Origin of the sequence: uncultured Photobacterium sp., from assembly GCF_947039875.1 — a bacterium.
Taxonomy (GTDB): domain Bacteria; phylum Pseudomonadota; class Gammaproteobacteria; order Enterobacterales; family Vibrionaceae; genus Photobacterium.
Window position 1 is genome coordinate 1 of sequence record NZ_CAMRAN010000053.1, and the last position, 26,015, is coordinate 26,015.

Annotated in this window: 26 protein-coding genes and 1 pseudogene; 16 read left to right on the forward strand and 11 right to left on the reverse strand. The window is 35.7% G+C overall.

Annotated elements, in window-relative coordinates:
• Positions 1 to 55 precede the first annotated feature (55 nt).
• The 5 genes from Q0V26_RS15295 to Q0V26_RS15315 all read left to right on the forward strand — a co-directional run bounded on the left by Q0V26_RS15295 (position 56) and on the right by Q0V26_RS15315 (position 4,722).
• Positions 56 to 388, forward strand: a complete 333-nt coding sequence (locus Q0V26_RS15295; protein WP_297483409.1) for a hypothetical protein — start codon at positions 56 to 58, stop codon at positions 386 to 388.
• A gap of 267 nt (positions 389 to 655) precedes the next feature.
• A complete protein-coding gene (locus tag Q0V26_RS15300) occupies positions 656 to 2,251 on the forward strand; it encodes an ABC-F family ATPase (RefSeq protein ID WP_297483458.1) in 1,596 nt (531 codons plus the stop codon).
• Positions 2,252 to 2,376: 125 nt separating this feature from the next.
• Positions 2,377 to 2,832 (forward strand): YaiI/YqxD family protein, encoded by a 456-nt coding sequence (locus tag Q0V26_RS15305; RefSeq protein WP_045038663.1) that lies wholly within the window; start codon positions 2,377 to 2,379, stop codon positions 2,830 to 2,832.
• Positions 2,833 to 3,283: 451 nt separating this feature from the next.
• A complete protein-coding gene (locus Q0V26_RS15310) occupies positions 3,284 to 3,997 on the forward strand; it encodes an FRG domain-containing protein (protein ID WP_297483416.1) in 714 nt (237 codons plus the stop codon).
• A 110-nt stretch (positions 3,998 to 4,107) separates the two neighbouring features.
• Complete coding sequence (locus Q0V26_RS15315) at positions 4,108 to 4,722, forward strand: DUF6037 family protein (RefSeq protein WP_297483419.1); 615 nt, start codon at positions 4,108 to 4,110, stop codon at positions 4,720 to 4,722.
• A 168-nt stretch (positions 4,723 to 4,890) separates the two neighbouring features.
• Here the strand turns inward: Q0V26_RS15315 and Q0V26_RS15320 are convergent, their stop codons facing one another.
• On the reverse strand, positions 4,891 to 5,349 hold the full coding sequence (locus Q0V26_RS15320) for a tyrosine-type recombinase/integrase (protein WP_297483460.1): 459 nt from the start codon (positions 5,347 to 5,349) through the stop codon (positions 4,891 to 4,893).
• On the opposite strand from Q0V26_RS15320, the gene Q0V26_RS15325 reads away from it, so the two are divergent.
• The 4 genes from Q0V26_RS15325 to ykgO all read left to right on the forward strand — a co-directional run bounded on the left by Q0V26_RS15325 (position 5,343) and on the right by ykgO (position 9,670).
• Positions 5,343 to 5,480: a hypothetical protein gene (locus Q0V26_RS15325; RefSeq protein ID WP_297483423.1), complete on the forward strand. Its 138-nt coding sequence runs from the start codon at positions 5,343 to 5,345 to the stop codon at positions 5,478 to 5,480. The two genes, Q0V26_RS15320 and Q0V26_RS15325, sit on opposite strands and share 7 nt — an antisense overlap.
• Positions 5,481 to 5,598: 118 nt before the next feature.
• The gene (locus Q0V26_RS15330) at positions 5,599 to 6,681 is read left to right on the forward strand and encodes a hypothetical protein (RefSeq protein ID WP_297483425.1); all 1,083 of its coding nucleotides are present in this window, start codon (positions 5,599 to 5,601) and stop codon (positions 6,679 to 6,681) included.
• A 226-nt stretch (positions 6,682 to 6,907) separates the two neighbouring features.
• On the forward strand, positions 6,908 to 8,617 hold the full coding sequence (locus Q0V26_RS15335; RefSeq protein ID WP_297483428.1) for a L,D-transpeptidase family protein: 1,710 nt from the start codon (positions 6,908 to 6,910) through the stop codon (positions 8,615 to 8,617).
• Between the two features lie 918 nt (positions 8,618 to 9,535).
• Positions 9,536 to 9,670, forward strand: a complete 135-nt coding sequence (gene ykgO, locus Q0V26_RS15340; protein WP_080157270.1) for a type B 50S ribosomal protein L36 — start codon at positions 9,536 to 9,538, stop codon at positions 9,668 to 9,670.
• Positions 9,671 to 9,838: 168 nt separating this feature from the next.
• Here ykgO and Q0V26_RS15345 read toward each other — a convergent pair whose 3' ends face one another.
• Positions 9,839 to 10,141, reverse strand: a complete 303-nt coding sequence (locus tag Q0V26_RS15345; RefSeq protein ID WP_297483433.1) for an antibiotic biosynthesis monooxygenase — start codon at positions 10,139 to 10,141, stop codon at positions 9,839 to 9,841.
• 351 nt (positions 10,142 to 10,492) lie between these two features.
• Between Q0V26_RS15345 and Q0V26_RS15350 the strand changes: the two genes are divergently transcribed.
• Positions 10,493 to 10,726, forward strand: a complete 234-nt coding sequence (locus tag Q0V26_RS15350; protein WP_080157284.1) for a hypothetical protein — start codon at positions 10,493 to 10,495, stop codon at positions 10,724 to 10,726.
• A gap of 84 nt (positions 10,727 to 10,810) precedes the next feature.
• On the opposite strand, the gene Q0V26_RS15355 is transcribed toward Q0V26_RS15350, so the two are convergent.
• The gene (locus Q0V26_RS15355) at positions 10,811 to 11,755 is read right to left on the reverse strand and encodes a DMT family transporter (protein WP_297483435.1); all 945 of its coding nucleotides are present in this window, start codon (positions 11,753 to 11,755) and stop codon (positions 10,811 to 10,813) included.
• A 326-nt stretch (positions 11,756 to 12,081) separates the two neighbouring features.
• Between Q0V26_RS15355 and Q0V26_RS15360 the strand changes: the two genes are divergently transcribed.
• The gene (locus Q0V26_RS15360; protein WP_080157286.1) at positions 12,082 to 12,525 is read left to right on the forward strand and encodes a hypothetical protein; all 444 of its coding nucleotides are present in this window, start codon (positions 12,082 to 12,084) and stop codon (positions 12,523 to 12,525) included.
• A 92-nt stretch (positions 12,526 to 12,617) separates the two neighbouring features.
• The gene (locus Q0V26_RS15365; protein ID WP_297483437.1) at positions 12,618 to 13,238 is read left to right on the forward strand and encodes an HAD-IA family hydrolase; all 621 of its coding nucleotides are present in this window, start codon (positions 12,618 to 12,620) and stop codon (positions 13,236 to 13,238) included.
• A gap of 131 nt (positions 13,239 to 13,369) precedes the next feature.
• Here Q0V26_RS15365 and Q0V26_RS15370 read toward each other — a convergent pair whose 3' ends face one another.
• The 6 genes from Q0V26_RS15370 to Q0V26_RS15395 form a co-directional block, all read right to left on the reverse strand.
• Positions 13,370 to 15,016: a SulP family inorganic anion transporter gene (locus Q0V26_RS15370; RefSeq protein WP_297483439.1), complete on the reverse strand. Its 1,647-nt coding sequence runs from the start codon at positions 15,014 to 15,016 to the stop codon at positions 13,370 to 13,372.
• Positions 15,017 to 15,440: 424 nt separating this feature from the next.
• Positions 15,441 to 16,817 (reverse strand): HAMP domain-containing sensor histidine kinase, encoded by a 1,377-nt coding sequence (locus tag Q0V26_RS15375; RefSeq protein WP_297483441.1) that lies wholly within the window; start codon positions 16,815 to 16,817, stop codon positions 15,441 to 15,443.
• 2 nt (positions 16,818 to 16,819) lie between these two features.
• On the reverse strand, positions 16,820 to 17,500 hold the full coding sequence (locus tag Q0V26_RS15380; protein WP_297483443.1) for a response regulator transcription factor: 681 nt from the start codon (positions 17,498 to 17,500) through the stop codon (positions 16,820 to 16,822).
• A gap of 76 nt (positions 17,501 to 17,576) precedes the next feature.
• Positions 17,577 to 19,193, reverse strand: coding sequence for a phosphoethanolamine--lipid A transferase (locus Q0V26_RS15385; RefSeq protein WP_297483444.1), 1,617 nt, complete (start codon positions 19,191 to 19,193; stop codon positions 17,577 to 17,579).
• Positions 19,194 to 19,596: 403 nt separating this feature from the next.
• A complete protein-coding gene (locus tag Q0V26_RS15390; protein WP_297483462.1) occupies positions 19,597 to 19,845 on the reverse strand; it encodes a hypothetical protein in 249 nt (82 codons plus the stop codon).
• A gap of 68 nt (positions 19,846 to 19,913) precedes the next feature.
• On the reverse strand, positions 19,914 to 20,399 hold the full coding sequence (locus tag Q0V26_RS15395) for a hypothetical protein (protein ID WP_297483446.1): 486 nt from the start codon (positions 20,397 to 20,399) through the stop codon (positions 19,914 to 19,916).
• A 166-nt stretch (positions 20,400 to 20,565) separates the two neighbouring features.
• Between Q0V26_RS15395 and metC the strand changes: the two genes are divergently transcribed.
• Positions 20,566 to 21,753: a cystathionine beta-lyase gene (metC, locus tag Q0V26_RS15400; protein ID WP_297483448.1), complete on the forward strand. Its 1,188-nt coding sequence runs from the start codon at positions 20,566 to 20,568 to the stop codon at positions 21,751 to 21,753.
• A gap of 93 nt (positions 21,754 to 21,846) precedes the next feature.
• Here metC and Q0V26_RS15405 read toward each other — a convergent pair whose 3' ends face one another.
• Positions 21,847 to 23,313, reverse strand: a complete 1,467-nt coding sequence (locus Q0V26_RS15405; protein ID WP_297483450.1) for a protein adenylyltransferase SelO — start codon at positions 23,311 to 23,313, stop codon at positions 21,847 to 21,849.
• A gap of 78 nt (positions 23,314 to 23,391) precedes the next feature.
• On the opposite strand from Q0V26_RS15405, the pseudogene Q0V26_RS15410 reads away from it, so the two are divergent.
• Both Q0V26_RS15410 and Q0V26_RS15415 read left to right on the forward strand, forming a co-directional pair.
• Positions 23,392 to 23,547, forward strand: a pseudogene (locus Q0V26_RS15410) (class I SAM-dependent methyltransferase); the annotation flags it as partial.
• A gap of 148 nt (positions 23,548 to 23,695) precedes the next feature.
• Positions 23,696 to 23,827 (forward strand): hypothetical protein, encoded by a 132-nt coding sequence (locus tag Q0V26_RS15415; RefSeq protein WP_297483452.1) that lies wholly within the window; start codon positions 23,696 to 23,698, stop codon positions 23,825 to 23,827.
• A 191-nt stretch (positions 23,828 to 24,018) separates the two neighbouring features.
• On the opposite strand, the gene Q0V26_RS15420 is transcribed toward Q0V26_RS15415, so the two are convergent.
• Complete coding sequence (locus Q0V26_RS15420; RefSeq protein WP_297483454.1) at positions 24,019 to 25,413, reverse strand: hypothetical protein; 1,395 nt, start codon at positions 25,411 to 25,413, stop codon at positions 24,019 to 24,021.
• A 326-nt stretch (positions 25,414 to 25,739) separates the two neighbouring features.
• Between Q0V26_RS15420 and Q0V26_RS15425 the strand changes: the two genes are divergently transcribed.
• Positions 25,740 to 26,015: S1-like domain-containing RNA-binding protein (locus Q0V26_RS15425; RefSeq protein WP_297483456.1), on the forward strand; the 276-nt coding region annotated here is incomplete at its 3' end.

Below are 26,015 nucleotides of genomic sequence, written 5' to 3' on the forward strand. Positions count from 1 at the left end.
CAGCCGCTTAATTTAAACACCTATAAAGGTGTACAGTTTTACTTGACCACTTCAAATGAAGTCAAAAGGGCGAGTGACTCCGAAAGACCACACTCCTCAAAAAGATGGGAATACTCAATACCCTAAGTTGACAGTAGACGATTTTGATATTTCAGATAACCAGTTGTTATTAATGTCTTATTTATTTGAAGCTGAAACTGAATTTACTTGCGGTTATACTATGGCTGGACTGAAGCAAAAAATAGACGAAAAAGAATATAAGTTAAATATCTCAATCGTTAAGCTAAATCGTGCAGGCTTTGTAAGTAAAGAGCTAATAACCGATGAGTGGAACAATGAATACTATGTATACACGTTAACTCAAAATGGTGTTGAATATGTTCATTGATAATGAAGCAGATTAGACCAATTACATAATTCAAAAGAAGAATGGGAAGAAATAGATAAATTTTTATCAGCAAAATAGATTTATTTTTAGTCTTTAAGTTGAAAATAATTAGTTGATATTTGTAATAATTCCTTGCATCTTGTTAGGTGATACAACTCACATTTTCTGTTATACTGCTGCCCATGAATTTATAAGAGGTTGACAATTTAATACTGTCAGCCTTTTTTAGTTATTGAAAATAAACAATATTACTTGGAGGGTGAAGTTATCATCCAGACAGCGAACATTACAATGCAATTTGGCGATAAGCCATTATTTGAAAACATCTCAGTTAAATTTGGTGGTGGCAACCGTTACGGCCTAATCGGCGCAAATGGTTGTGGTAAATCGACATTCATGAAAATCTTGGGTGGCGAACTAGAGCAATCTGGTGGCACTGTTTCACTTGATCCTAACGAGCGTATGGCGAAATTAGGTCAGGACCAATTTGCATTTGAAAACTACAGTGTTATCGATACTGTAATCATGGGCCATAAAGAATTATGGACTGTGAAAGAAGAGCGTGATCGTATTTACGCGATGCCTGATATGTCTGAAGACGATGGCATGCGTGTTGCTGATCTTGAAGTTGAATTCGCAGAAATGGACGGCTACTCAGCAGAAGCACGTGCAGGCGAACTTCTTTTAGGTCTTGGTATTTCTGAAGATCAACACTTTGGTCTTATGAGCGCCGTTGCTCCTGGTCTTAAAGTGCGTGTGTTATTGGCTCAAGTATTGTTTGCTAACCCAGACATCATGCTGCTTGACGAACCAACGAACAACTTGGACATTCACACCATTGCATGGCTTGAGCAGATCCTTCTTGCACGTAACTGCACAATGATCATCATCTCGCACGACCGTCACTTCTTAAACAGCGTATGTACTCATATGGCTGACCTAGATTACGGTGAAATGCGCCTGTTCCCTGGTAACTACGACGAATACATGATCGCAGCAGAGCAATCTCGTGATCAACTTCAAGCTGATAATGCGAAGAAGAAAGCACAGATGGCTGAACTACAAACGTTCGTAAGCCGTTTCTCTGCTAACGCATCTAAAGCTAAGCAAGCCACATCTCGTCAAAAGCAATTAGACAAGATCCAGCTAACAGCTGTGAAAGCATCTAGCCGCCAATCTCCATTCATTCGTTTCGATCAGGAAAAAGAACTGTTCCGTAACGCACTTGAAGTTGAGAACCTAAAACAAGGTTACGGCAATAACATTCTTATCAATGGCGTTAACCTATTGGTAGAAGTGGGTGAGCGCATTGCGATCATCGGTGAAAACGGTATTGGTAAATCAACTTTCCTAAATACACTAGCGGGCCAAATGGACCCAATGGAAGGTATGATTAAGTGGTCTGAAAACAACAATATCGGTTTCTACGCACAGGATCACAGTGCTGATTTCGCTGAAGACATTACACTACTAGAGTGGATGGGTCAGTGGAAGAAAGAAGGCGACGACGAGCAAGTAGTTCGTGGTATCCTTGGTCGTATGCTGTTCTCACAAAACGACATTAAGAAATCAGTTAAAGTGATTTCTGGTGGTGAGCAAGGTCGTATGCTGTTTGGTAAGCTAATCATGCAACGTCCTAACATCCTACTAATGGATGAACCAACAAACCACATGGACATGGAATCTATTGAAGCACTTAACCTTGCGTTAGAGAACTTCAAAGGTACATTAATGTTCGTATCTCATGACCGTCAATTTGTAACTTCTGTTGCAACACGCATCATTGAGATCACTAAAGATGGCGTAGAAGACTTCCACGGCACTTATGACGAATACATTGCTAAGAAAGCGCTAATTGGTTAAGTTTCATTATTAATGAAGCGGCCTAAGCCAAAGAATTAAATAGAAGCCGCCTTTATTAAGGGCGGTTTTTTTATAGATAAATTTAACGTGTTCATTCACGTAATCTCAATATTTAAGGGAAACCTATGAAAATTTGGGTTGATGCAGATGCATGTCCAAACGTTGTAAAAGAGATTCTTTTTCGCGCAGCAGATCGCGCCAAAATAAGTGTAACGCTGGTGGCGAATCAATATATCCGCACACCACCATCGCCATTTTTACGCTCGATTCAAGTAGAGCAAGGCTTTGATGTTGCAGATAACTATATTGTTCAGGAATGCGAAGTAGGGGACTTGGTGATCACCGCTGATATTCCTTTGGCTGATGAACTGATCACCAAAGGCGCACACGCATTAAACCCACGCGGTGAGCTTTATACTAAAGACACCATCAAGCAACGCCTACAAATGCGTGATTTTATGGAAACCATGCGGAGCAGTGGAATTCAGACTGGTGGACCATCTGCATTAACACAAGCTGACCGCCAAAATTTCGCTAATAAACTTGATGCTTTCTTAGCTAAAAATCATAAGATACAATAAGTTATAACGTTGGAGGTAAACACAGCTTTACCTCCTTTTATCCTTTCAGTTGTATTCACATTTCTTCTTATTTTCCTGCTAAATCCCAATTGCTAACGTTTTGCTAATATGAACTGCTAATATAAATGATTATTTTGCGTTTTTCGAAAAAAAACAAATGCATAATTATTTATAAATTTGAATAATGTAAAGGTGGTGATGGAGGGCTTTAATAGTGATAGATCATTTAATTTAATGATATGAAAATTTAAATTAATTTAGTTTCTATATTAATTAGTCAAATATCTCATTAACGTGATTTTCTATTAGTTTAAAAATCTGTGTATCTATATAGTTATCATGGTATTTAATACTTTTATTGAATTATTTTATAGGTATCTCACAGTAATAAAGAGTGGATGCCATTTAATATGTTGTTATTTTAGATGTATAGACTGTTTATGAGGATTTAATGGACTATATGACATTGAAAGATCCAGATTCATTACATCGGATTTTTCGAACATATCGTAGCCTCAAAGGTTTTGGTTCATGGTTTCGTGGCCAAGCGGATGAGAAATGGGCATTATTACCCAGTGCTGGAAGAGAAGATTACTATCTACCTTCGAATCGTGATTTAGGCCGATTTAGGGAGTGGTCAAATTATGCGATCGCACATGAAAGATTACCTGAAAATATAATTGAAGCTCTTGCTTTAGCTCAGCATCATGGACTGTCGACAAGATTATTAGATTGGAGTAAAAATCCATTAGTTGCTTGCTATTTCTGTGTAATCTCAGAAATAGAGTCTGATGGTGCAATATATATACTAGAGCCACCCAATGCGATGGCAAAGAAGAGGTTAACTCTCGAAGAAATAGAAGATTATGACGGTGTGATTTCATATATACCAGCAGCATTTACTTCTCGAGTATTAAATCAGCAAGGACTATTCACTATTCATTGTCCTGCTAACCGTGAGATTGAAATACTTCAATCTAAATTTACCCCAGAAGAGCATAATATAAAAAAAATTATTGTACCAAGTCACATGAAGGCTGAAATTAAATTAATGCTTGATGATTACGGTATTAATGAATCAACGATGTTTCCAGGTCTAGATGGTCTTTCGAAGTATATAAATGGCGATACTAAAAGCATGGTAAAACGTAAAAAATCAAACTAATCATATTCGGATTATTAGTTTAAAGCGTAGTTATGTGAACGGTGGTAGTATACTTTATATTATAACTGCCGTTTAATATTTTTAATGTAGATTATTGAGTAAGAAATGTTATGAATATATTTGAAAACTTCAGAACTCTTAAAATAGATATGGAGGAAAAGGGGTGGGTAATTGAAGCTTTTCTATTTAGTTATAAGAATATAGACTATATTTGTCTAGTTAAGCTTTATCAAGAGAACGATGTTAAGGAAAACCAATATGCTCTTTTGAGAGTAGAGTTCTTAAAAGTTCATAACATTGAAGATAATTTAATTATTCCTGCAAATGCTCGTGGATTTATAACTAATGCTCAAACTTTGAGAGAATATTTTGGGATTCAGTGGTCAGATAATATTGGTGATATTTTACACCAATTTAATGAAAATTTTTCCCGATTTATACCTGATAAAGTTAACTCATCTAAAGATGAGTGGGTAAAAGTTGCAATGGTAAAATCACTATCTGAAAGTGATAGCCAGAATCCGAGTAGAATTTATTGCTATTCTGTCCGTAGAAATTCTGGCGGTGGAATAAGATCTATATTCAATGATAATAAATCTCGATTACTAAAACCTGATTTATACCAAAAATTTAAAGATGATCACACTGTTAGCTTTTGTTATTCATCAGAGAGTGAAAGAGAAAAAAGTGATACAGAAATAATTAGAAATTTTAGCCATAAATAAATCTTTATATTATGGTGGGTTTATAAATATAATAAAATTATAAAGTTAGATTTGAATTATTATCGTAGCGTTATCTATAACCCTTTTTACTCGCATCAATCAAATAGTAAGTTACATTTAGTATCCTTCAACCCAAAAAGCCCTCACTTCAAGTTGGAGGGCTTTTTGCTATTGATCACTCTTAGGTTGATTAATACTTTTAAGATTGAGTGGTGGCACCATATCCACTTTGCGATCATAGGTATTAACTTGGGCGAATTCTTTATGGCCAGAGAAGCGTTGTTTATCAGCCATTGTTCCTTCGTAATCTGAAATGCCTTTAGCTTTTAAATCATGGAATGTGAAATCAGTAGTAATGCCATATTCTAAAGCGGCTTGCTTTTTTGCTGCTTGCCAATAATCTTGTAGTGAACGATCGTGAACCTTTTGGCCATTAGGGCGACGAAGTACAAAGTTAGTTTGTTTTTCAGCTAACGTTTCAGATAGTGCAATGGCCTCACGTAGGCGTGGTGACCACATCTTGATTTGTTTCTTGCCAGTTTTAGACTGAGTAATGAAAATACCATCTTCTAATAAATGCGAGTACTCAAGCTTTAATATGTCACCTTTACGAGTTAGAAGTGCAATTTAAGACGTTTTTCCCTGGGACTTTCTCCGTTACAGAAGCTCAAATCAAAGGCTGTCGAGTAAATACTGAAGACCTGATTGATATCTTGCCTGCGATTGGCCAGCAGCAACCACCACAGGTTTCAAAGTGAAAAGTTTTCTGATTTATAATGCTTCTTGTATTGTTAATAGATAAATACGGGGGCATGTTCAAAGAATCAATTCGGGCAAGTTGTTAGTATAATCAGTTGTTATACCGAACGGGGTTTTATGAAAATTTTAATCATTATACTGTCATTGTTTACTGGGATGGCTTTCGCTGAAAAAATACCAGAAAATAGTTATAAAAATAAAGATGGTAGTGGGTGGTTGTGCCATAAAGGTTTTTACAAGTCAGATGGTCAATGCTACACCGTTAAAATACCTAAAAATGCAAAGCTCAATTATGTAGGCAGTGGCTGGGAATGTAATAAAGGTTTTTATAAGTTAAATGGTCAATGTCAGGCAGTTAAAATACCTAAAAATGCCAAACTTAATTATGTAGGCAATGGTTGGGAATGTAATAAAGGTTTTTACAAGTCAGATGGGCAATGCCATACAGTTAAAATACCTAAAAATGCCAAACTTAATTATATAGGTAGTGGCTGGGAATGTAATAAAGGTTTTTACAAGTCAGACGGTCAATGCCATACAGTTAAAATACCTAAAAATGCCAAACTTAATTATACTGGCAGTGGCTGGGAATGTAATAAAGGTTTTTACGAGTCAGACGGTCAATGCCATACAGTTAAAATACCTAAAAATGCCAAACTTAATTATATTGGTAGCGGTTGGGAATGTAATAACGGCTTTAAGAAAAGTACTAATTCTTGTATCGCAATGACGGCTGGAGAAATAATAAATCAACAGGAATACCTAAAGAAAGAAGCTGTTGAAATAGAACGTCGTAGAGCTCAAGGTGTAAGTGGGGACGACTGTGATATTGAATATAAAACTAATACAAAAGTTTGTGTTGAAATCACTGGTGGAAATCTTGATTGTAATAAAAGTTATTCTGGTAATTATTACAGAAATTGTGATTTATCACTTAACTATGACGTACAAACTAATTATCAAGGCAAAGAATATCTTGACGTTAAAATAGAGTGTTCCGTAGAAATTGAATATAGAGGCAGAGAAATATACTCTAGAAGATCAGATTCAAGTTATCAGGTTAAGTCATATAATTTATATGCCCATGGAAGCGATTATGGAACAATGTCTTTTGATTTTTATTTCAGTCGATATAAAGACGTTATTCGTGCAAAGATTAGTTCGGCTCGCTGTGAAGTTCAAAGCATAGATCTTTGGTAGTTAGCATAAATGTCCGCGTTGATCTAGGAGGTGAAAGTCCTCCATGGGCTCAGTCGAAAGAGAACCGTTAGCCTATGAAAAAAAATATAGGACAAGAGTAAACAAGGAAAGCATAGGACACCCATAACTTTCTACTCATCATTCTTGAAATCTTTGTCACTTTTAATGGTGAATGATTTTAATGCTAAAAAAGCATATTCTTACTTTTTTAGTAAAGGGTTGTTGAATGAAATTTAATTGTAAAAAGATAACGACATTGATTCGTTCGGTAATGACTGTTTCGGCATTATTAGCCTGTGGATCAGCTTTGGCTGCTGATAATACGGCGACCAATGCGCTAGATTTACATGTTCTAGATGGCTTTACAGTGAATAGCACCGCATCTTTGTGTTCAAACTCAACGGTAAAAGTGTGTAACGAGAGCATTTTGGATACGCTATATGCTGAAAATAACTTCATGCCATATTGGTTAAACCCAGTGCTTGTCAATGCGATTATGCCGCAATTACAAGCGCTGGCGGATTCCAATACGCTACCAGGTATGAAGCAGCGTCTAAAAGAGTTGAAGCAATTAAAGGCATTGCCAGATCAGCGTGGATTTGATCTGTTATTAACCGATACATATTTGGTTTACGTGGATTATGTGCATCAATTACAGCAAGATCCTCGACCATTATACAATTCACATCCAGTAATTTTGACGCCTTTGACATTGAAAATGGTGCAGAATTATTTCCCTTTGACGGCTCAAAAGATCAATTCTCTTATTCCTTCTTCGCAGTTTGTTTCGACAATGGGGGTGATCAACCATCTCTTAAGTTTACCCGCCAATCCTCTTGATTCAAGTAACGTTCACTTTGATAAGGTTGTTTACCTTGGTGACATCATTCCTTATGGGCTTAAAGTGGCAACAGTACTTTGGAATTTGGGCTATTTGACTCAGCCTCAGTATCAACAAATTACTGCTCAAGCGACGATTACAAATACCGGCGTGATGAATCAAGCGATTAAAACCTTTGAAGGGAATTATGGTTTGAAGATGGACGGCATTATAGGACCTGACGTTGTGAGCCAATTGATACGTCCTTATTCAAGTTTGGCGCGTATTACTGCATTGAATTTACAACGTGAACGTTTTGCACAATTGCAAGGGGATGGCCCACAAATTATTGTCAATATTCCTGATTTCAAAATGACGCTATACGATAATCAAAAGCCAGTATTTGAATCAAAAATTATCGATGGGATGCCAAAACGCCCAACCAATTTGTTTCAGTCATACATTAATACGGTAGTGATTAATCCTTATTGGTATGTGCCTGAAACCATCAAAGTGCAGAACACTATTCCATCGGCTAAAGCTAATCCTAATTTCCTAAAAAATAACCGTATGGATGTGATTAACAGTTGGAGTGATCGATCTGTTGTGCCACCTAGTTCAATTGACTGGGCAACGGTAAATCCGCATACCTTTACGCACCAATTCCGTCAAGATCCCGGCCCTGAGAATGCTTTAGGACGTGTAGCATTTTTGATGCCTGATTCATTCTCTGTATATATGCATGATGAATCACAATCAGAGTATCCATTATTTAAACGCCATCACCGGGATTTCAGTTCTGGTTGTATGCGTGTTCAAAAACCACGCCAGATGGCTACGATGATTTTGTCTTATCAAAATATGCCAAGTTTGCCTTCTGTTGACGATATGATTAATTCGAACAAGCACCGTGAGATTGGCTTGAAAGTGCGTGTGGATCTTGATGTAGCTTACTTAACTGCTTGGGTAACACCAACTGGTCAGTTAGAGATGCGTCATGATATTTATGGTTATGATAATCCTCGAACTAAACCAATCCAGAATCAATTTATTTCGATTCCAAACTACCGTACGCATCAACGTATTAAATTGGCATTGAATGGCCAAAGTAGCTAAATTGAACGTTTGAATTAATTAGAAGTAATAAAACATAGGACATCCATAACTTTCTATTTTAAAGAATATAATATATGGGTGTCCTGTATCGCTGTATCGCTGTTGGAATTGTAAGGATCTTCAAGTGAGTGAGTGCTCTTGGGCGAACATTATATTCAACGGCAGATCCTTTTTACACCAGTCGAGAACCTGACGATGGGACTTACACCATAGATCACTTATCATACCAAGTTACTAAAACTTGTAGACACAAGGCAAAACTACTCGGTACAAGAATAAGTTTTATGCTGAGCTCTTTTATTTAAAGCTACTGGTTTTTTGTTATCAATAGTAATCATACATAGTTAGCATAAACCTCTAGATTGGGGGTTAATCTGCACTCTTTATAATTCAGTAAGTAGCAATGGTGGTTTCAGATCATTTTAGTGGCAAATTTGAAGTCGAGTTTAAATATCGATTGAAGTCTATATCTCAGTTCTTAGTGATATTAAAATCAATGCCACATAAAATTATGTTTCAAGATAATATGGAATAAAGTTGTTAGTTTTCAATTTGAAAACAATTACTTGTTGGGTTGGTGCGCTGTCAGGCAGAATCATCTCTAAATGCCGTTAAGAAAACAGATAATTATCATTGTTATCTGTCATTAAGTTAAAATTCACTATCTTCTTTTCTTGTAATAAATTTTCTACGAGAATGATGGGGACCATAACGATTGTTGCTATGGTTGTCTTCGTTTTTCTTCATTACCTCATTTTAGTGTATTTACACTGTGATGATTGTTATGTTATAACGTAACAATATGGGTGCGGGCTTATTCTTCGTTCAATAATACAGCTATTAGATGTTGTTAGACTGGACAATTGGACTACTCGTTAAGACAACAATTTTTCTTATGATGTTAAAGGGTGAAAGTTAATGAAGGTTCTTAGTTCGTTGAAAAGCGCAAAAAATCGAAGTAAAGACTGTCAGGTGGTTAAACGCCGTGGTCGTATTTATGTGATTTGTAAATCTAACCCAAGATTTAAAGCTGTTCAAGGTAAGAAAAAATAACGATAGAAAAGAATAGGGAGAATTTAATTCTCTTTGATATTAGTAGTGTGCTGTTAGATAAATATAAGTTGGAAGATCTAAAGCTCAACGTAAAAGCCCTTAATAAATAAACTGACCATTCGTCTGTTTACGTAATAAGGGCTTTATGTTAGCTATTATTTTTATAGATTAAAGGCAGCTTTCAAAACCTTCAAAGTTTGGCGCGCCTAAATAGATCTCTTTGTTGCCTCGCGCGTTAGCATGGGCTTTACGGAATTGCTCTGACTGCGTCCAATCTTCAAATGCTTGGCGAGAGTGCCATACTGAATGAGATGCAAACAAGGTATATTCATCATTAGATGCCCCTTGCAGTAAATCAAATGATTGAAAACCAGGGACAGTATCAAGATAAGTTTCACGATTTTTCCAGATATCGATAAATTCTTGTTCAGAACCCAAACGAATTTTGAAACGGTTCATTGCAATGTACATACGATGCCCTTAGTCATTTTTACTATTGATAGTCATTATTATTATCATATCAATGGCCTAATTGACCATTGATAAAAATAGAATATGTATTTGCTAAAAAAGAACGCCAGAGAAAGTAAATAGAGAAAAGAAACAGAAATAAACAGAGGACACCCATAAGATTACTCGTTTTTTAATGCTTCTTCTATTTTGTGATCAATGACTAAGTTGGTGATTCTCTCAAGGTATAAACTGATGCCAGTTCAAGCGAATAGATAGCATGATCATTATTATATTCAGATGGTTACATGAGATCATTCCTATCTTTGAGCTTGATAGTCACGTTAATAAATTTGTGATTTGGAGAGACAAATGAAGGCTGTTTTTTCTGGTAAAGATTGTAATAAAGAGAGCTCTACATACTGGTTTGATGTATCAATTAATGTTACTGGTGAAGCCGATGGTCTTATTCTCGGTGTTGTTGAAAGCCAAAGTGAAGATATTTGTATTGTAGACTGTGAATCACATTGTATTAAAGGGGCATGGTTTGCACCTTATGTAACAAATTTGCCAGATTATGTATCTAATGTAGAAAGAGCGATGTAGTCGTTTCCACACTTTTTAATGGCATGTTTGCTGGGTGGCCTAATGAGCCACCCTTTTTGTTGTTAATTATGATGTGATGAATAATTAATTAAGCTGTTCAATAGGCTTACTTTTTTTCAATAAATGCGGTAATAATTGCATGGTTGCAACTGAGCCAACAATAACAATAATACCTAAAATTGATAATGAGCTTAGAGAATGCGCTTTGATAATATTTGGCCACCATCCCATGGTGACAACAAATGCGCTTGACATAAAGCTGATCACTGGCGCTACGGCAACAACAGCACTCACTTGAGCTGCTGGCCAGAAAACCAATGCTTTGGCTAATGCGCTATAAGCAATTAACGTATTGAGTGCACAAAATAAAGCAATGCTCCAATCAAAGCCTGACAATGTTGATAGTCGCGTAAAATCAGTCAATGGTGTTAAGAGAACCATACCCACCCCAAATACGCATAGTAAAACGTTCGACGTTGATAATTTTGCCATTAATGACTTTTGTAATAGGGTATAGCATGCCCAAGATAATGCTGAAAATTCAATAATGCCAACACCAATTAGAACTGAAGTGGCATAGTTAATATGCCCACTAAGATTGGGATGGAAGAAAAGAATAATGCCAACAGCTAATGTAAAGAGGCACGAAAGTTGGATTGCCGTTAAGCGTTCTTTAAAAAATAACAGACTACCAAAAGCAAGGAAAAAAGGGGCAACTTGGAAATTTAATTGTGCTTCACCTGGCGATAAGTATTTTAATGTTAACACAAAAGTAACGTAGTTAAGTGTTAAAAATATACCAGCAAATAGCAGTTTAATTATCTCTTTTAGTGTTATTTTTCGAAATTGTTGCAACCTATTAGAGGTTAGTTGAAGAATAAAAATAACAATAAAAGCAATGAAAAAACGGAACCAACTTAATGATGTTGCATCAATAAATTTTTCAGAAAGTTTTAGCGCTATAGGCAATATTCCCCAGAATAAAAGTGTAATACTACTGTAAAGTAGGCCAAGCTTATTATTAGTCATAATGATTGTTCTTTATGTAATGATATAAATCTCAAGCAATATAAGTGAAGCACGAGCAATATTGTATGATAAATATCAAATGATAAGGTATTGAGCTGACATCTATATTTATTTCATTAATCTGTATATTTATAAAAATCCTCTTTTATGTATATTTGCCTCGTCTTTTAATTAGATACTTGAATGTTAAAACGATTAATATTCATTAGGTTAGTGTGTTTTTTATTATTTTAATTATTCATGTTAGCTTTCATCACTGTTTGTATTGGGTATAATTGCTCGGTCATTAGGTGTTTACATGTGTAAGCATCATTTAAGAGGTCGTTATGTCTAACAAATATGAGTCAATGGTTGGTGATTACTGTGTCGTTGTTAATGCGATTGAGTGTTATGTAGCGGCTAAAGTGACAGACTTTGAGTATTGGGATGCTGAAGGTTCTAAGTTTTTTGTGGATACTGAATCAGATACATATATGTATGACTATGTTGAAGCCGCTATCATCCTTGGTGTTTCAGAAGAACAAATGCAGCACTTTTTTGTGGTGCATTGCTGCTTAGGTGATTATTTAGACGGCCTAATTGGTGAAAAAGATCCCGAAGCTTGGGATATGAAAGGCCAGCAATTAGTGGTTACTTATACTGATAACTCAGAAGATGTATTTCAAATCGCTGATATCTGTGAATTAATGAGTAAAACTGAAGCGGTAGGTTGGACTTTTGCTGATTTAGTGAAAGCTGAGAAAGTATTGCAACAACAAGCAAATAGCTAATATTACGTATTAGATTGGGTATGTGCCGCAACATTGGCACGTATCCTAACCCTTGTTGTATTTTTTAAGTTAAGTGTAAGTGGTTGCTATAAATGGTATTAATTTTTGATTTTGATGGAACAATTGCAGATACATTTAATTTGTATATTGATGTAATGAGAAAGATCCACCATGAATATGATTTTAAATATATTCATGATGAGGATATTGAACTATGTCGAGCCATGACCAGCAAAGAGATAATTCACTATCTCGGTATATCACCATTACAAATACCCATTATTGCTCATCGAATTCGTGGTGATTTTACTAAACGAATGAAAGAGCAAAAAATATTTACAGGGGTTGCTTCTGTTCTTGAAAGCTTAAAACAAGAAGGGCATAAACTCTTTATATTGAGCTCTAATTCGGAAGAAAATATTAATATTTTTCTTGGTTTAAATAATATTACTCAGTTTGATGGTGTATTTTCTAAGTCTAGTATTTTTGGTAAATCTGGGATCATAAAAAAGATCATCAATAAGAATAGATTTATTGCCGATAATGTGCACTACATTGGTGATGAAACCCGTGATATTGAAGCAGCTAAAAAAATTAATATTAAAAGCATTGCTGTTTCATGGGGATATAATAATCGAAAAGCGCTTCTCGATAAAAATCCAGATTATATTATAGATAAGCCGCAACAACTCATATCATTGTTTTCAGTCTAGAAAAGAAACAAAAAACAGGACACCCATAAGACCACTTTTTCGATAACTAATTGTTATGTAATAAAATTTGTTATACTTTTACGATGTATTAAGTTATGGCTGTCCCATCTCTTGATCTCTTTTGCTTCTTTTTATGTTGAACGATAAGCAGTAATTGCAGCCTCAATACTGGTATATTCTGTTTTTTGATCTAATATCGCCAATAAGTTGGTTGTCTTAACTAAACGCCTAAACCGTGGATGTTCAATATTAACAAACAGTAATGTGATGTTTCGATGAGCTAGTTTTTGATTCAATACTTCAATTTTATCAACAGCAGTTAAATCCATATCACTAATACTGCTGGCATCAATAATCACTAAACGCAGTAAAGGACGTGTATTGGCTAAGTTTAAAATACGCTCTTCAAAATATGTAAAAGTGGTGAAATATAAAGGTGCTGAAAAGTGAAGTACAGCAACATCTTCTTCTGCGGATAAGTTATGTTCTGGATTTAAACGTGAACGGTGTCCCCAGTGATCACTGTGTGGTTCTCGAAATAATTCTTCACAGTTTGGGCGAGTAATAATAAATATACTATGCAGTAATGATAAGAAAACACCAAACATGACGCCAATATCGATACGAAAAGTCACGATCATCAAGATAGTTGTGAAACACAAATAGAATTCTTGGCGGTTTTGATGATAGATACGTTTAATTTCATTCCATTTAAAAATACTTAAACCGACATACACTAAAATACCTGACAATGTTGCTTTAGGTATCAGATGAAAAGCGCTTTGTGCATATAACAAGACCACACAAATAACAGCCGCTGAAAATAACGCCGCCCATTTTGAATGCGCACCACCTTGTTGAATTAGCATGCTACGTGGTGGGCTCGCATTTCCTGGGAAGCCACCAATTAAACCTGATAATACAGAACCTAAGCCGATGCCAGCAAAGTCACGGTTAAAGTTAGGGGTCGTATTACGATCTTTAATAGTGCTTGATACCGCAGAGGTTTGAACGATACAAATCATTGCGATTAATAATGCTAATGGGAAAATCGTTAATGCTTGATGCCAAGGTAAACCAATAAAAGCCCAATGAAGTTCAAATCCAGCGGGATTTGATAAGGTTGGAATATGAATGTTCTTTGCATTTAAGGCTATTTCAATGGTGATACTGATAGCTAAGGCGATCAGTGCTGCGGGGAAACGTTTATATTGGCGACTAAACCAGAAGATAAAGGCAAACACGCCGCCACCGATGAATGTCGTGATGAGATTCAGTTGTGTGATGTGTTGCGCTAAGTGGTAAAGCGTTTGAAATGGCGATGCTGAACTGTGTGGCAAACCTAATATTGACGGCAGTTGGCTAACAATAATATGAATCGACACACCCGCTAAAAATCCTAGTGTGACCGGATAAGACAATAAATTAGCCACCCAACCTAATTTAAATACATATACCCCCAGTAATATCGCTCCAACAAGCAATGCTAATAGTGATGCTAATGCCATATATTGCACGCTGAATAATGTGGCGTAACTGGCAAGACTCACTGCAAAAATAGGGGCGATGGTTGAATCTGCACCACAAGATAAATAACGGTTACTACCAAAAATGAAAAAGCCAAGGCTGGATACAACAAAAACGTATAATCCATAAATAACAGGAAACCCAGCTAAATGCGCCGTCGCCATTTGAGCGGGGAGGGCAATGGCAGCGACGGATAATCCGGCAAAAATATCCTGACGCCACGCCATCATATTATGTACTCTATTTTGCATTTGATACTCCGATATCAAGATGACGTTATATAATTGGCGTGCATAATCGCATTCTTTATATGAATGTCAAAATAGATAATTCAGAAAGATCTTGGTAACACTTTGAATTATTGACGATAAATGTATTATAGCTACTGACGAAGGCAATAGTAACTCTCGTGTTTTTTAGCTAATATTCCTTATATTTTATATGGTTAGATGATATACGTGATAAGAAAATGCATGGCAATAATATAGACGCGGTACTTGATATCTGGCTTCAGACGTTAATAAAAGCGCATGATTTTATTTCATCTGATTTTTGTTGAGCTTTAATATCAATATCAAGGACAAAGGATTGGTCGTCAATTATTAAATCACGCTAAACGTCAATTAGGAGTATTAACTTTGTCTATTTATAAAAAAATAAAGCGAGTTACCAATTTTATTTAGCAATTGAGACTGTAACGATAAAATCACCTTTTGTTGTCTGTGTGATTGATAATGGGTATTGATTAATCTTACAAATATTATTAACAATCGATAACCCTAAACCGTAGCGGTTATCATCTGATCTTGAATTATCATATTGATATAATGGTTGAATTAACTTTTTAATCTCAGTTTCTGAGTAGTTAATAGTAGCAATATTTATCACTTCAATAATGATGTTTTTTTCGTGATTAAGTACATTAACTTGAATATCAGAGGTTGGTAGACTGTAAAATAATGCATTATCAATAAGATTGGTTAAGATTGTTTTTAGACTAAAGGTATCGGCAATGATCACTGTGTCTAGCTGTGTTTTAAGTAGAATTCTACTTTTAATATCATGGTATTTAAATGTAAGTTCATGCTGAATGCTAGTTAATAACAGAGCGATATCAATTGGCTCTTTATATAGTTCAATCGTTGACGAAGTACGCTGGAGTAATAATAGATTTTCGACAATGACTCGCATTCTATTGGAAATATGTAAAATATCGTCAGTGAATGTTTCTGCTAATCGAGCATCGTTAGGAAAACGCTGGTGGACTTCTGTTAATGTAATAAGCTCTGCAATAGGCGTTTTTATTTCATGCGCAATATCAGAAGTGATCCGTTTTTCATTCTCAATACTATTTCGGTGAATGGTGAGAAAGTTATTTAACTCTTTTATTATTAAGTCTATTTCTGAATAAGATTTTGGTTCATAAAAAGAAAAGTTTTTATTTAAATGCTCATTATTATTGTTGAATGTTTTAATTTGTCTATTCAAGGACTCTAAAGGATATAAACCTTGCTGAACGATTTTTTTTGCGACAATTCTCATGATGATCATCGATAATAAAAAACTGCCGATAAGTAATATATCTAATATGTTTGTAATACGATCAAGACTCTTGGTTGAGGTTGATACTGTAATATACATATAGTCACTTGAACCATCTTTATTTCGTTGAATATATGAAGATAATAGCGCTTGTCCTGACTCGTTGTTTGGCATTATTACATCAACTAGTCTATATGAGTTTACTGGGATTTTTGTATGCAGCAAATCTAATTCAGGGTAAGAACGAAGGGATGTCGAACGTTTGATTGTTTGGTTATTCTTCCAGATTTGATAGACATAATTACTCCCTGGGGTATCCAGTCTAGATGTGATGTCATCATGAGCTAGCATTTTAATTTGGTTTGTTTTTTCTTTTAATTCAGTTTTGAACTGTTGCTGAACCCAATCATCAACGCTGATATCAACAAAGGTAAATACAATGATAATAAATAAGCCAAAAATAGCTGAAATAGAATTAATGAGATTTCTTTTTATTGAGCGTGTTTTCATTATTATTTACTCTCAATATAGTAGCCAAAACCACGTTTGTTTTTAATCGGAAACGTAGCATCAATCATCTTTATTTTTATTTTTTTTCGGATAGTTGATATATGTGCCTCAATAGTATTTTTAGATATATAATCAAAATTATTAGCAATATTATCGCTGATCATTGATGTGCTCATAACTTGATTTTTATGATTGAAAAGGTATTCAACTATTTTAAATTCATTAGGTGTTAATTCTATATCGGTAGTTTCATAACGCAGTGTCATTTTATTTGAATCTAATATAAAGCCATTAATAGTGATCGTGTTTGTGAAGTTATTAATTAAACCACGGCGGGAGACAGCAAGGATTCTGGCATGTAACTCATCAAAAGAGAATGGTTTGGTAAGATAATCATCAGCACCTTGAAGTAGGCCATCAATACGATCTTGACGTTGATTTTTAGCGGAAAGAATAATTATCCGTGTTTGAACCGCTGATTTTCTTAATTGTTTGAGTATATCCATGCCATCGATACCTGGCAGCATGAGATCTAAGATAATAATATCGTAGGGATTATTAAGTGCTAAGCTGAGCCCATCACTACCATTGCTGGCTTCATCAATTGTTATACCTAAGTTATTGAATCCTACAACTAAACTGCGACGCAATGCGGATGAATCTTCGATAATCAATAGCTTCATTATATACTCAAATTGAAAATGTATACCTATACGAGATGTATAAGTATACATTAAATCATAATGTTATCTTAGTTGATTAAGATGGAACTCTACAGCTTGCGCTAATATCAAGTGCGGGGTTGATCACTTTAGATTGGACGCCATAAAGCCCTAATAGACTATGGAACAAATTGTCATGTGATAGATGGCCAATATCCTCTTTATTTCTTAAGCAACTAAGATTAATGCCTTTTTGTTGAGCATATTGAGTTGGGAGCCATAATAACCATGGCACATGTTTTTGCTCTTTCGGTGCAATTTGAAAAGGTGCGCCATGTAGATAAAAACCATTTTCGCCAAGAGATTCACCATGGTCAGATATATATAGCATTGCTACATTATATTTCTCTTTGTTTTTCTTTAATAACTTAATCACTTGTTCATCGACATAGTCGGTGTAGAGAATAGTATTGTCATAAACGTTTTTAATTTCTTGGTCAGTACAGTTTTCAATATCACTACGGTTACAAGACGGTTTGAATCGATCAAACTGCTTTGGATAACGTTGGAAATATGTTGGACCATGACTCCCAATTAAGTGTAAGACTAATAATTTATTCTTATCATCTTTATTAATAAAGGCAGCCGCTTTGCTTAACATAACGCCATCGTAACAACTCGTGCCATCACAGTATTGATTGTGTTTTGAAGTATCAGTAGCCACATACGGTACTCTCGCTGCAACGCCTTTTGAACCACCATCATTATCAATCCATAATACTTCAGCGCCTGCGCGATGAATAATATCAATGGCATTATCTTGGCTGTAAGCACGATCTTGATTGTAGTGAGCACGCGTTAAATTAGAGAACATGCAAGGAACAGATAGTGCTGTATAAGTACCGCAAGATTCAACATTTTTAAATGAAATAATACCTTCGTTTTTAGTGTAAGGATTAGTATCTCGTTGATAGCCGTTGTAAGTGTAGTTATAAGTACGTGCGGTTTCGCCTAACACCATAACAAATAAGGTTGGTTTGTGGTTTTTAGTTGGCAGTAGTTTTGCATCTAAGCCTTGTTTTTTGTAGGGTAGAGGTTTGTAAATAAACGCTTTGTATAAGTATTTTCCGCCTGCGTATACATGACCTGGAATGATCATACGGTTTAAGTAATGATTATTACGACCAACCGCGGCATAACTTTTATAGTTAGTTAAAGCAATAATTAACAGTGCAGTCATTGCGATACTAATAAGAATAATTCGCGCAATGATTTCTTTGAAAATACTTTCACGCTTAGTGATTTTTACACAAGCGATCCAAATACTGGGTAGTAAACCAAATACGATGATATAGGTTATCGAGTGTAAATTAACATACGACCATGCTTCATCTGAGCGTGTTTGGAAGATACTTTCGATAACTGCATTATCAAATAAGGTGTGGTAATTGACTGCAGCAAATAAAGCCATTGATGATGTTATGACTAAAAAAATCATGATGGCTTTAAAAATATAAGGCCAACATAAGCAGCTAAAAATAATGATAAAAGCAGCGATTAAAACAATAGGCGCAGTATAAGGAAATACAGGATTAGAGACTGTATTACTTAATGAGAAAATCTTTTCTAATGTCGGAAAGTTAAAACATAACGAAAAATAAATGGATAGCCATACAATGAAACTGGTCATATTTAAGTGGAAAATCTTACGCATTATTTACTCTTTAAAGTACTAACGAATGTCACTATTATCTAAAGACTAACTTAAGAATTACTTAAGACTGATTGCGGAAAGCATAGAATAGAAGCTATTTTAAATTTGTTAGTGTCATCATCATATTTATAATATATCGATAACAATATTTACAAAGATACTTATTTTGTTAATGTAAGAAGAGGTATAGTGATGAAGTATTAATGCTAAAACTAATTATGAGATAACTATCAAAATAAGAATAGTTTGGAAAGAAGATAATATCTTTCATATTATTGACGGATAGTAGTCTATTAACTTATCAAATAGCAAACCATTGTATATTGATTTTTTCTTGGTGAAAAAAACGCCGATTATTATTGAATAGGCGTTTTTTGTATATACAGAGAGATAACCGTATTAATTAATGTGTACAGCGAGGGCCTTTGCTCACTAATTCCTTACCGTTTTCAAATACAGCATCGCTCACCCAACGCCCATAAATAAGCTGATGTTGGTTATTAAAAACAGCAACAAAGTGACGACCATCAGTATTGTTGGTTGCCATACCGATACCTTCGACACCCTGTAAACCTAGGCCGCCGTTTTCAACTGAAAGCAAAAAAGCTTCTAGCTCTTCAAGGCTATCGATAACACTTAGTTCATTATTAATCATTTTTGTTCTCTTTTACGTGATTACATGTTGCGATAGCGTATTTTAAGGAAAAACGACCAATTACACTAGCCTAATTGTTGAGATAACAATAGCGCGGCGACAATGAAACCATCTTGACGTTGATTATTGCCTTCAATATAAGCATTCGCAATTGTACTGTTATTGGTTGATAACCATAAGGTTCCATCAGGTTTAATTACTGCATTGGCAACGGTGCCATGATTATCCTGTAACCAAATTTGATTACCACTACGCAAGATTGCAAATGGAGGTTGAGTACTCGTTTCATTAATCCAAAGATGGTTGTTTTTAAGGATCACAACACCTTGGTTATTTGTTAATGCTTGCGTGATCTTGTTCTGATCCATTTGATGCAAAATAATAAAATTAGGTGTTTGAGTTTGATTTGTAGGTAACCAAACTTGATTGTTTTTTATTATTGCATTTGGCGTAATACTTTTGCTGTTACTATTTAACCAGATATTACTGTCAGCGAAAGCATTACTAGAAAATAGTATTATGAGCAGGATTAGATGATATGTTTTTTTCATTGGATTATGACCATCAATATAGAATATGAATAATATACCTTATTAAGGTTATGTTGTGATGATCGAAGAGTAGTAATTAATAACTTTTAGTTTCTAGTTTGATGCTGTTATTCATGCTATACAATGAATATTCAATAACATACTGACGACACATTGAGGGAATAACATGTCTAGTCATAAAATAAATACTCAACTGATCATAGCAGGGCGATCAAAGCAATTTGGTTTAGGGGCTGTGAATAGTGTTATTCAACGAGCATCTTCATTAGTCTTTGATTCTGTCGCAGATAAAAAGCAAGCCACGATCAATCGTGCTAATGGTGAATTGTTTTATGGTCGTCGTGGCACATTAACTCATTTCTCATTACAACAAGCGATGGTTGAAATAGAAGGTGGCGCTGGGTGTTATCTTTATCCTTGTGGTGCGGCGGCGGTAGCTAATTCAATTTTAGCATTTGTAAAAGCGGGCGATCATTTGTTAATGACGGGCGCGGCTTATGAACCAACCCAAGATTTCTGCAATGTGGTATTAAAAGGGCTTAATGTTGATACTACATATTATGATCCTCTCATTGGCGCTGGTATTGCGGACAAAGTACAGCTCAATACTAAAGTGGTGTTTTTAGAATCTCCTAGTTCTATCACGATGGAAGTGCAAGATATTCCGGCTATTGTTAAAGCGGTTAGGGCGATTAACCCTGAAGCGGTGATTATTGTTGATAATACATGGGCTGCTGGAGTGTTATTTAAAGCACTCGATCATGATGTAGACATCTCTGTTCAAGCTGGCACCAAATATATAGTGGGTCATTCTGATGCGATGTTAGGTACTGCGGTTGCAAATAGCCGTTGTTGGAATCAATTGCAAGAACGCTCATATTTAATGGGGCAAATGGTGGATGCTGATACTGCTTATGTCGCAGCCCGTGGCTTACGTACGATGGGAGTGCGTTTAAAGCAACACCATGAAAGTAGTATTAAAATTGCAGAGTGGTTAGCACAACACCCTCAAGTTGAACGGGTTAACCATCCCGCGTTACCTAGCTGTAAGGGGCACGAATTTTTCCTACGTGATTTTAATGGTAGCTGTGGTTTATTCTCTTTTGTGTTAAAAAAACGTCTTGATAGTCATCAGATTGCGGATTTTTTAGATAATTTTAAACATTTCAGTATGGCGTATTCATGGGGCGGTTATGAATCTCTTATTTTAGCCAATCAACCTGAAGAACTTAATCGTATTCGCCCTGCGGGTAAGGTTGATTTCGAGGGCACATTGGTACGCGTTCATATAGGATTAGAAGATTGTGACGATTTGCTTGATGATCTTGCGCAAGGGTTAATGCGTATTGCCTAACTCTTATAAATTAAACGCCTTAGCATCAATATATTAAGGCGTTTAATCAATTGATTTTAAATGTTTATTATCTTAAATGATCAATGTTGGTTTTTATGATGAACAACTGATTTCAAGATGCTTACCCCAATGTGGCGGCAGTTGAGCTAATATTTCTGCGTCTTCATGCTCATCAAAGGGGCGGGCTAATACCGTCATTAATTGATCTATGAGTTTATAATCACCTTGTTGTGCTTTTTCAATGGCTTGTTGGGCAAGGTAATTACGTAAAATATACTTAGGATTGTGTTGCTGCATAATAGCTAAACGTTGGCTATCATTAGGTTCAAGTCGCACCCGTTGCTGATAACGATCTAGCCACTTTTTAAGATCTGAAGTGCATTGGAATAATTCACTGAACAAAGGACTACTATGAGGTAAGTCTGTCACCGTAATATATGACAATGTTCGAAAGAATAAAGTGTAATCAACATGATGGTGCTGTAACAATTGAAATAGATCTGAAAATAAGACGCTGTCGACATCGTCAGTTAATGTTAATCCTAATTTTTGACGCATGTTATGGCTATATTGCTGCTGTAACTGGTGTTGGTAATGCTCTAAACCATGATCTATAGCGTTTTTTTCTAAAAGTGGCGTTAGGGCGTAACCTAAAGCCGATAAGTTCCATAAGGCTATGGCAGGTTGTTGATCAAAAGCATAACGGCCAGAATAATCTGAATGATTACAAATATAATGAGGGTCATAATCGTCAAGAAAACCAAATGGACCATAATCAAATGTTAGTCCGAGTATCGACATATTGTCAGTATTCATGACGCCATGTGCAAATCCTACTGCTTGCCAAGCTGCTATCATTGTTGCGGTGCGATGACAGATCTGTTTAAACATTTCGGCATAAGGGGAGCTTGCAGTGGTTAATTCAGAAAAATGGTGTTCAATTACATAATCCGCTAAGTGTTGTAGTTCGGTATGTTGGTTACTATAAAATAAGTATTCAAAATGCCCAAAACGAAGATGACTTTCTGCAACTCGAATCAGTGTGGCGGCTGTTTCTATTTTTTCTCGTACAACCGATGTTTCGCTACCTATAATGGCTAAAGCATGTGTTGTTGCAATACCTAGACCTTCCATTGCGGCACTGGCAAGGTATTCACGAATAGATGAGCGTAAAACCGCACGTCCATCTCCCATTCTAGAATAAGGTGTTTTGCCTGAGCCTTTTAGATGTAAATCCCACTTAGCGCCAGCACTGGTAATGACTTCACCAAGTAGAAGCCCACGACCATCACCAAGATCGGGATTATATTGACCAAATTGGTGTCCACAATATTTCATTGCTAAAGGTGATAATCCTACCAGTGTTGCGTTACCACTAAAGATATCAACAAAGGTTGGCTCAAGTGCTGTAATGGAAGCTAGCTCAAGTTTTTCTGCTACAAGCGGATTAAAATGCACTAGAAAAGGGCTATCTAAAGGCTGTGGAGTAACTCGTGTCCCAAGAGTGTCAGGAAGATCACAATAGCTATTAGTAAATGTCAGTGTCGATAATGTTTTCATGGGCATACCTAAAGCTAAAGAGATCGTTATTTAAGCTTATCGAGTTATGATAAATATACAAGGTATGAGGCTAAACTTGATTTGGTGTGCCGTAAAATTGAGCTTAAATCAGGAATGTGCTTACTGGATATTGGTTGTGGTTGGGGTCGCTTTATGAATTATGCGGCGGAGAATTATGGGATTATTTACGGTGGTTTAACACTGTCTAAAGAACAAGCCGTATTAAGCCAATAATGAGCAGACGATTTAAATCTTCCTGTTAAATTTATCCTATAAAGTACCTTCTATATAAACTGGAACAACCATTGGTAGCTCAAACTCTAAAACAGAAACAGATGCATGGATCAATAAATATATTCTCCCAAATGGTGTCGTGCCATCAATGACTCAAATTGGTTCTGTTGCAGAAGATTATTTTAATAGTGAAGATGTGCAAAATATCGGTTCTGATCACGATAAAACATTAGTGGTATGGAACGATGAATTTGAACGAAATTTCATAGAGTTATTGTGAAAATATCTACCGTATGTGGCGTTATTATTTATTGTTATGTGCAGAACGTTTCGTTGTTGTGCCCTCAATGTATGGCAATTCTTTTGACGAAAAAGGGGGCTGATTTACCATTATACATACGTTATAACTAAGGGCTTAACATAGATAAAGATGGATAAAACATGCCCTCGAGATAAGGGCATTTTTATAGGTTAGGTATTTATATTAAGCGTTTGTGTTGATTTCGATTTTTTAGGATCTGGCGTAATGATGGCTTCAATATCGACAATTTTTGAACGACTCATAATGATCTTCCACCGTTGAATACGTACTGTTTTATCTTCGTCGGTTTCTTTGGTGATCAAGTTAATTAAATGTCTTTTCTCTACCGACTCTTTGGTGACTTGGCCATCTTTGAGTTGATAGAGACGCTGTGAGCCTTTTTCCATTAATGTTGCAATCGCTCGCATATCGAGAGTGATCGATTCTCGTGTTTGCTCGTAACCACTTAAAAATTTAGTGGGTGACATTCTGGTGGTGCTTTTGTAGTGCAAAATGGTTTCTTCACGATGAGAGACATTATGCTTACGAGTTTTACGAATAATTTCAGGCAAACAGTCGTAATTAATAAACTCTAACCATTCAAGTTGTTGCCCAATAACATTACTTGTGTTGGTGTCAAAAAATTGCTTCTTCCATCGTGCTTTACCTTTTCTCATCCATCGCCATAACATGGTTTTTAAGTCATCTTTAAATACCTCACGCGCGGCATAAATGAATGACAGTACAACAATGAAAGAAGCGGTAATATCACCCAACATACCGCGTGCTTTTATCAGTATTAACGTTACGAAAATCATCACAATACCCGCGGCAGCACCCGTTACAATCTTACGGGTGTTTTTACCCAGTTCGATTGTTTTTTCGTTCATGGTGACAGGGTATTCAATTAAACGACGTAATAATCGCATCTTATTCGACATACGCGTTGGATCTTGCATCGCCCTGACTGAGTTATAATTGTTATCAGTTCGGTGTTGAGATTCTCTTTGACAGATTTCTAATAGCTGTGGCTTAATTTCATTGTACTCGCTCCCGCGGGGGAGATGGGCGATGATTTGTAGAAGCCGTTGTTCTGTAAACCAAGATAAATAATTATCAATATTCTCGTAATATTTGAGCAGTTTTTTATCTGTTGGAATGTTGCGACGCAATCGCTTTAAAATTCGAACCGCTAATTGAGCAGCTTCTTCAATTTCTTCTTGTTTAGACTCACTGCTGTCACCTAATAACTGCTGTGTTGTTTTTTCTAAGGCTAACGCATATTGGTAGGCATAGAGACTTAAACTTAAACGATATTGTTCAATAGATAACTTGCCTCGACTTGCAAGGCGACTATGAACTAAAGGTAGGTGGTTTATATCACTGAAATAAGTTCGTTTGCCATGAATGGCATTATGATAAAACTCTTCTTCAGAGATGATATTGGCATTTAACCCAAGCTCTCCTGGGATAAATATGTACATATCAAGCTGTCGATTAGTTGTTTCTTGAATCACATGAGATATCTTGAGTTTATGCCCATCTTTTTTATCGACAGTAATCACTTTTAATTAGCCCTCCAAGGCGAATGCTAAATGGCATAAATAGATTGTCATTGAGAGTATATGAGAATATTTTTTTGTCCATTATTTATAAATCACAATTATTGATGCTAATAGAATGAAAAAATATCAAATAATTGCAGATAGGTTGGGCGAAGGGTCGCAACATCACGTATAATGCCGATATCATAAGCGCAACCCGTTCATTATAACGTATTGCCTAGTCAGCGGTAGTGAATTAATTATTGCGACTAAAAAATTGATTGATAAAGATATTGAACCAACCGCACTGTAAGCGTGTTGTTGCCTATAAAGAGAGTACCTGATACATGATTAAAATTGGACAATACAACACTCTAGAAGTTATCAAATTGGTAGATTTTGGCGTGTTCCTTAATGGTGGTGATGATTTCGGTAATATTTTGTTACCAAAGAACACAGTGCCAGCAGGTACTAAGCTCGGCGACAAGCTTAAAGTTTTCATTTACTTTGATTCTGAAGACGAAGTCATTGCAACAACTGATGAACCATTAGTTGAAGTGGGTGGTTTTGCTAAATTACGTATTGTTGGTGCAACGACTATCGGCGCATTTGCTGATTGGGGT

Excerpts from the sequence above, each read along its gene's own strand:
- Q0V26_RS15385 (WP_297483444.1), bottom strand. The coding sequence starts at position 19,193 with ATGCGTAAGATTTTCCACTTAAATATGACCAGTTTCATTGTATGGCTA.
- Q0V26_RS15350 (WP_080157284.1), top strand. The coding sequence starts at position 10,493 with ATGAAGGCTGTTTTTTCTGGTAAAGATTGTAATAAAGAGAGCTCTACA.
- Q0V26_RS15375 (WP_297483441.1), bottom strand. The coding sequence starts at position 16,817 with ATGAAAACACGCTCAATAAAAAGAAATCTCATTAATTCTATTTCAGCT.
- Q0V26_RS15335 (WP_297483428.1), top strand. The coding sequence starts at position 6,908 with ATGAAATTTAATTGTAAAAAGATAACGACATTGATTCGTTCGGTAATG.
- ykgO (WP_080157270.1), top strand. The coding sequence starts at position 9,536 with ATGAAGGTTCTTAGTTCGTTGAAAAGCGCAAAAAATCGAAGTAAAGAC.
- Q0V26_RS15315 (WP_297483419.1), top strand. The coding sequence starts at position 4,108 with ATGAATATATTTGAAAACTTCAGAACTCTTAAAATAGATATGGAGGAA.
- Q0V26_RS15365 (WP_297483437.1), top strand. The coding sequence starts at position 12,618 with ATGGTATTAATTTTTGATTTTGATGGAACAATTGCAGATACATTTAAT.
- Q0V26_RS15395 (WP_297483446.1), bottom strand. The coding sequence starts at position 20,399 with ATGAAAAAAACATATCATCTAATCCTGCTCATAATACTATTTTCTAGT.
- Q0V26_RS15310 (WP_297483416.1), top strand. The coding sequence starts at position 3,284 with ATGGACTATATGACATTGAAAGATCCAGATTCATTACATCGGATTTTT.
- Q0V26_RS15330 (WP_297483425.1), top strand. The coding sequence starts at position 5,599 with ATGAAAATTTTAATCATTATACTGTCATTGTTTACTGGGATGGCTTTC.
- Q0V26_RS15380 (WP_297483443.1), bottom strand. The coding sequence starts at position 17,500 with ATGAAGCTATTGATTATCGAAGATTCATCCGCATTGCGTCGCAGTTTA.
- Q0V26_RS15360 (WP_080157286.1), top strand. The coding sequence starts at position 12,082 with ATGTCTAACAAATATGAGTCAATGGTTGGTGATTACTGTGTCGTTGTT.
- Q0V26_RS15370 (WP_297483439.1), bottom strand. The coding sequence starts at position 15,016 with ATGCAAAATAGAGTACATAATATGATGGCGTGGCGTCAGGATATTTTT.
- Q0V26_RS15405 (WP_297483450.1), bottom strand. The coding sequence starts at position 23,313 with ATGAAAACATTATCGACACTGACATTTACTAATAGCTATTGTGATCTT.
- Q0V26_RS15345 (WP_297483433.1), bottom strand. The coding sequence starts at position 10,141 with ATGTACATTGCAATGAACCGTTTCAAAATTCGTTTGGGTTCTGAACAA.
- metC (WP_297483448.1), top strand. The coding sequence starts at position 20,566 with ATGTCTAGTCATAAAATAAATACTCAACTGATCATAGCAGGGCGATCA.
- Q0V26_RS15295 (WP_297483409.1), top strand. The coding sequence starts at position 56 with ATGAAGTCAAAAGGGCGAGTGACTCCGAAAGACCACACTCCTCAAAAA.
- Q0V26_RS15305 (WP_045038663.1), top strand. The coding sequence starts at position 2,377 with ATGAAAATTTGGGTTGATGCAGATGCATGTCCAAACGTTGTAAAAGAG.
- Q0V26_RS15415 (WP_297483452.1), top strand. The coding sequence starts at position 23,696 with ATGACTCAAATTGGTTCTGTTGCAGAAGATTATTTTAATAGTGAAGAT.
- Q0V26_RS15355 (WP_297483435.1), bottom strand. The coding sequence starts at position 11,755 with ATGACTAATAATAAGCTTGGCCTACTTTACAGTAGTATTACACTTTTA.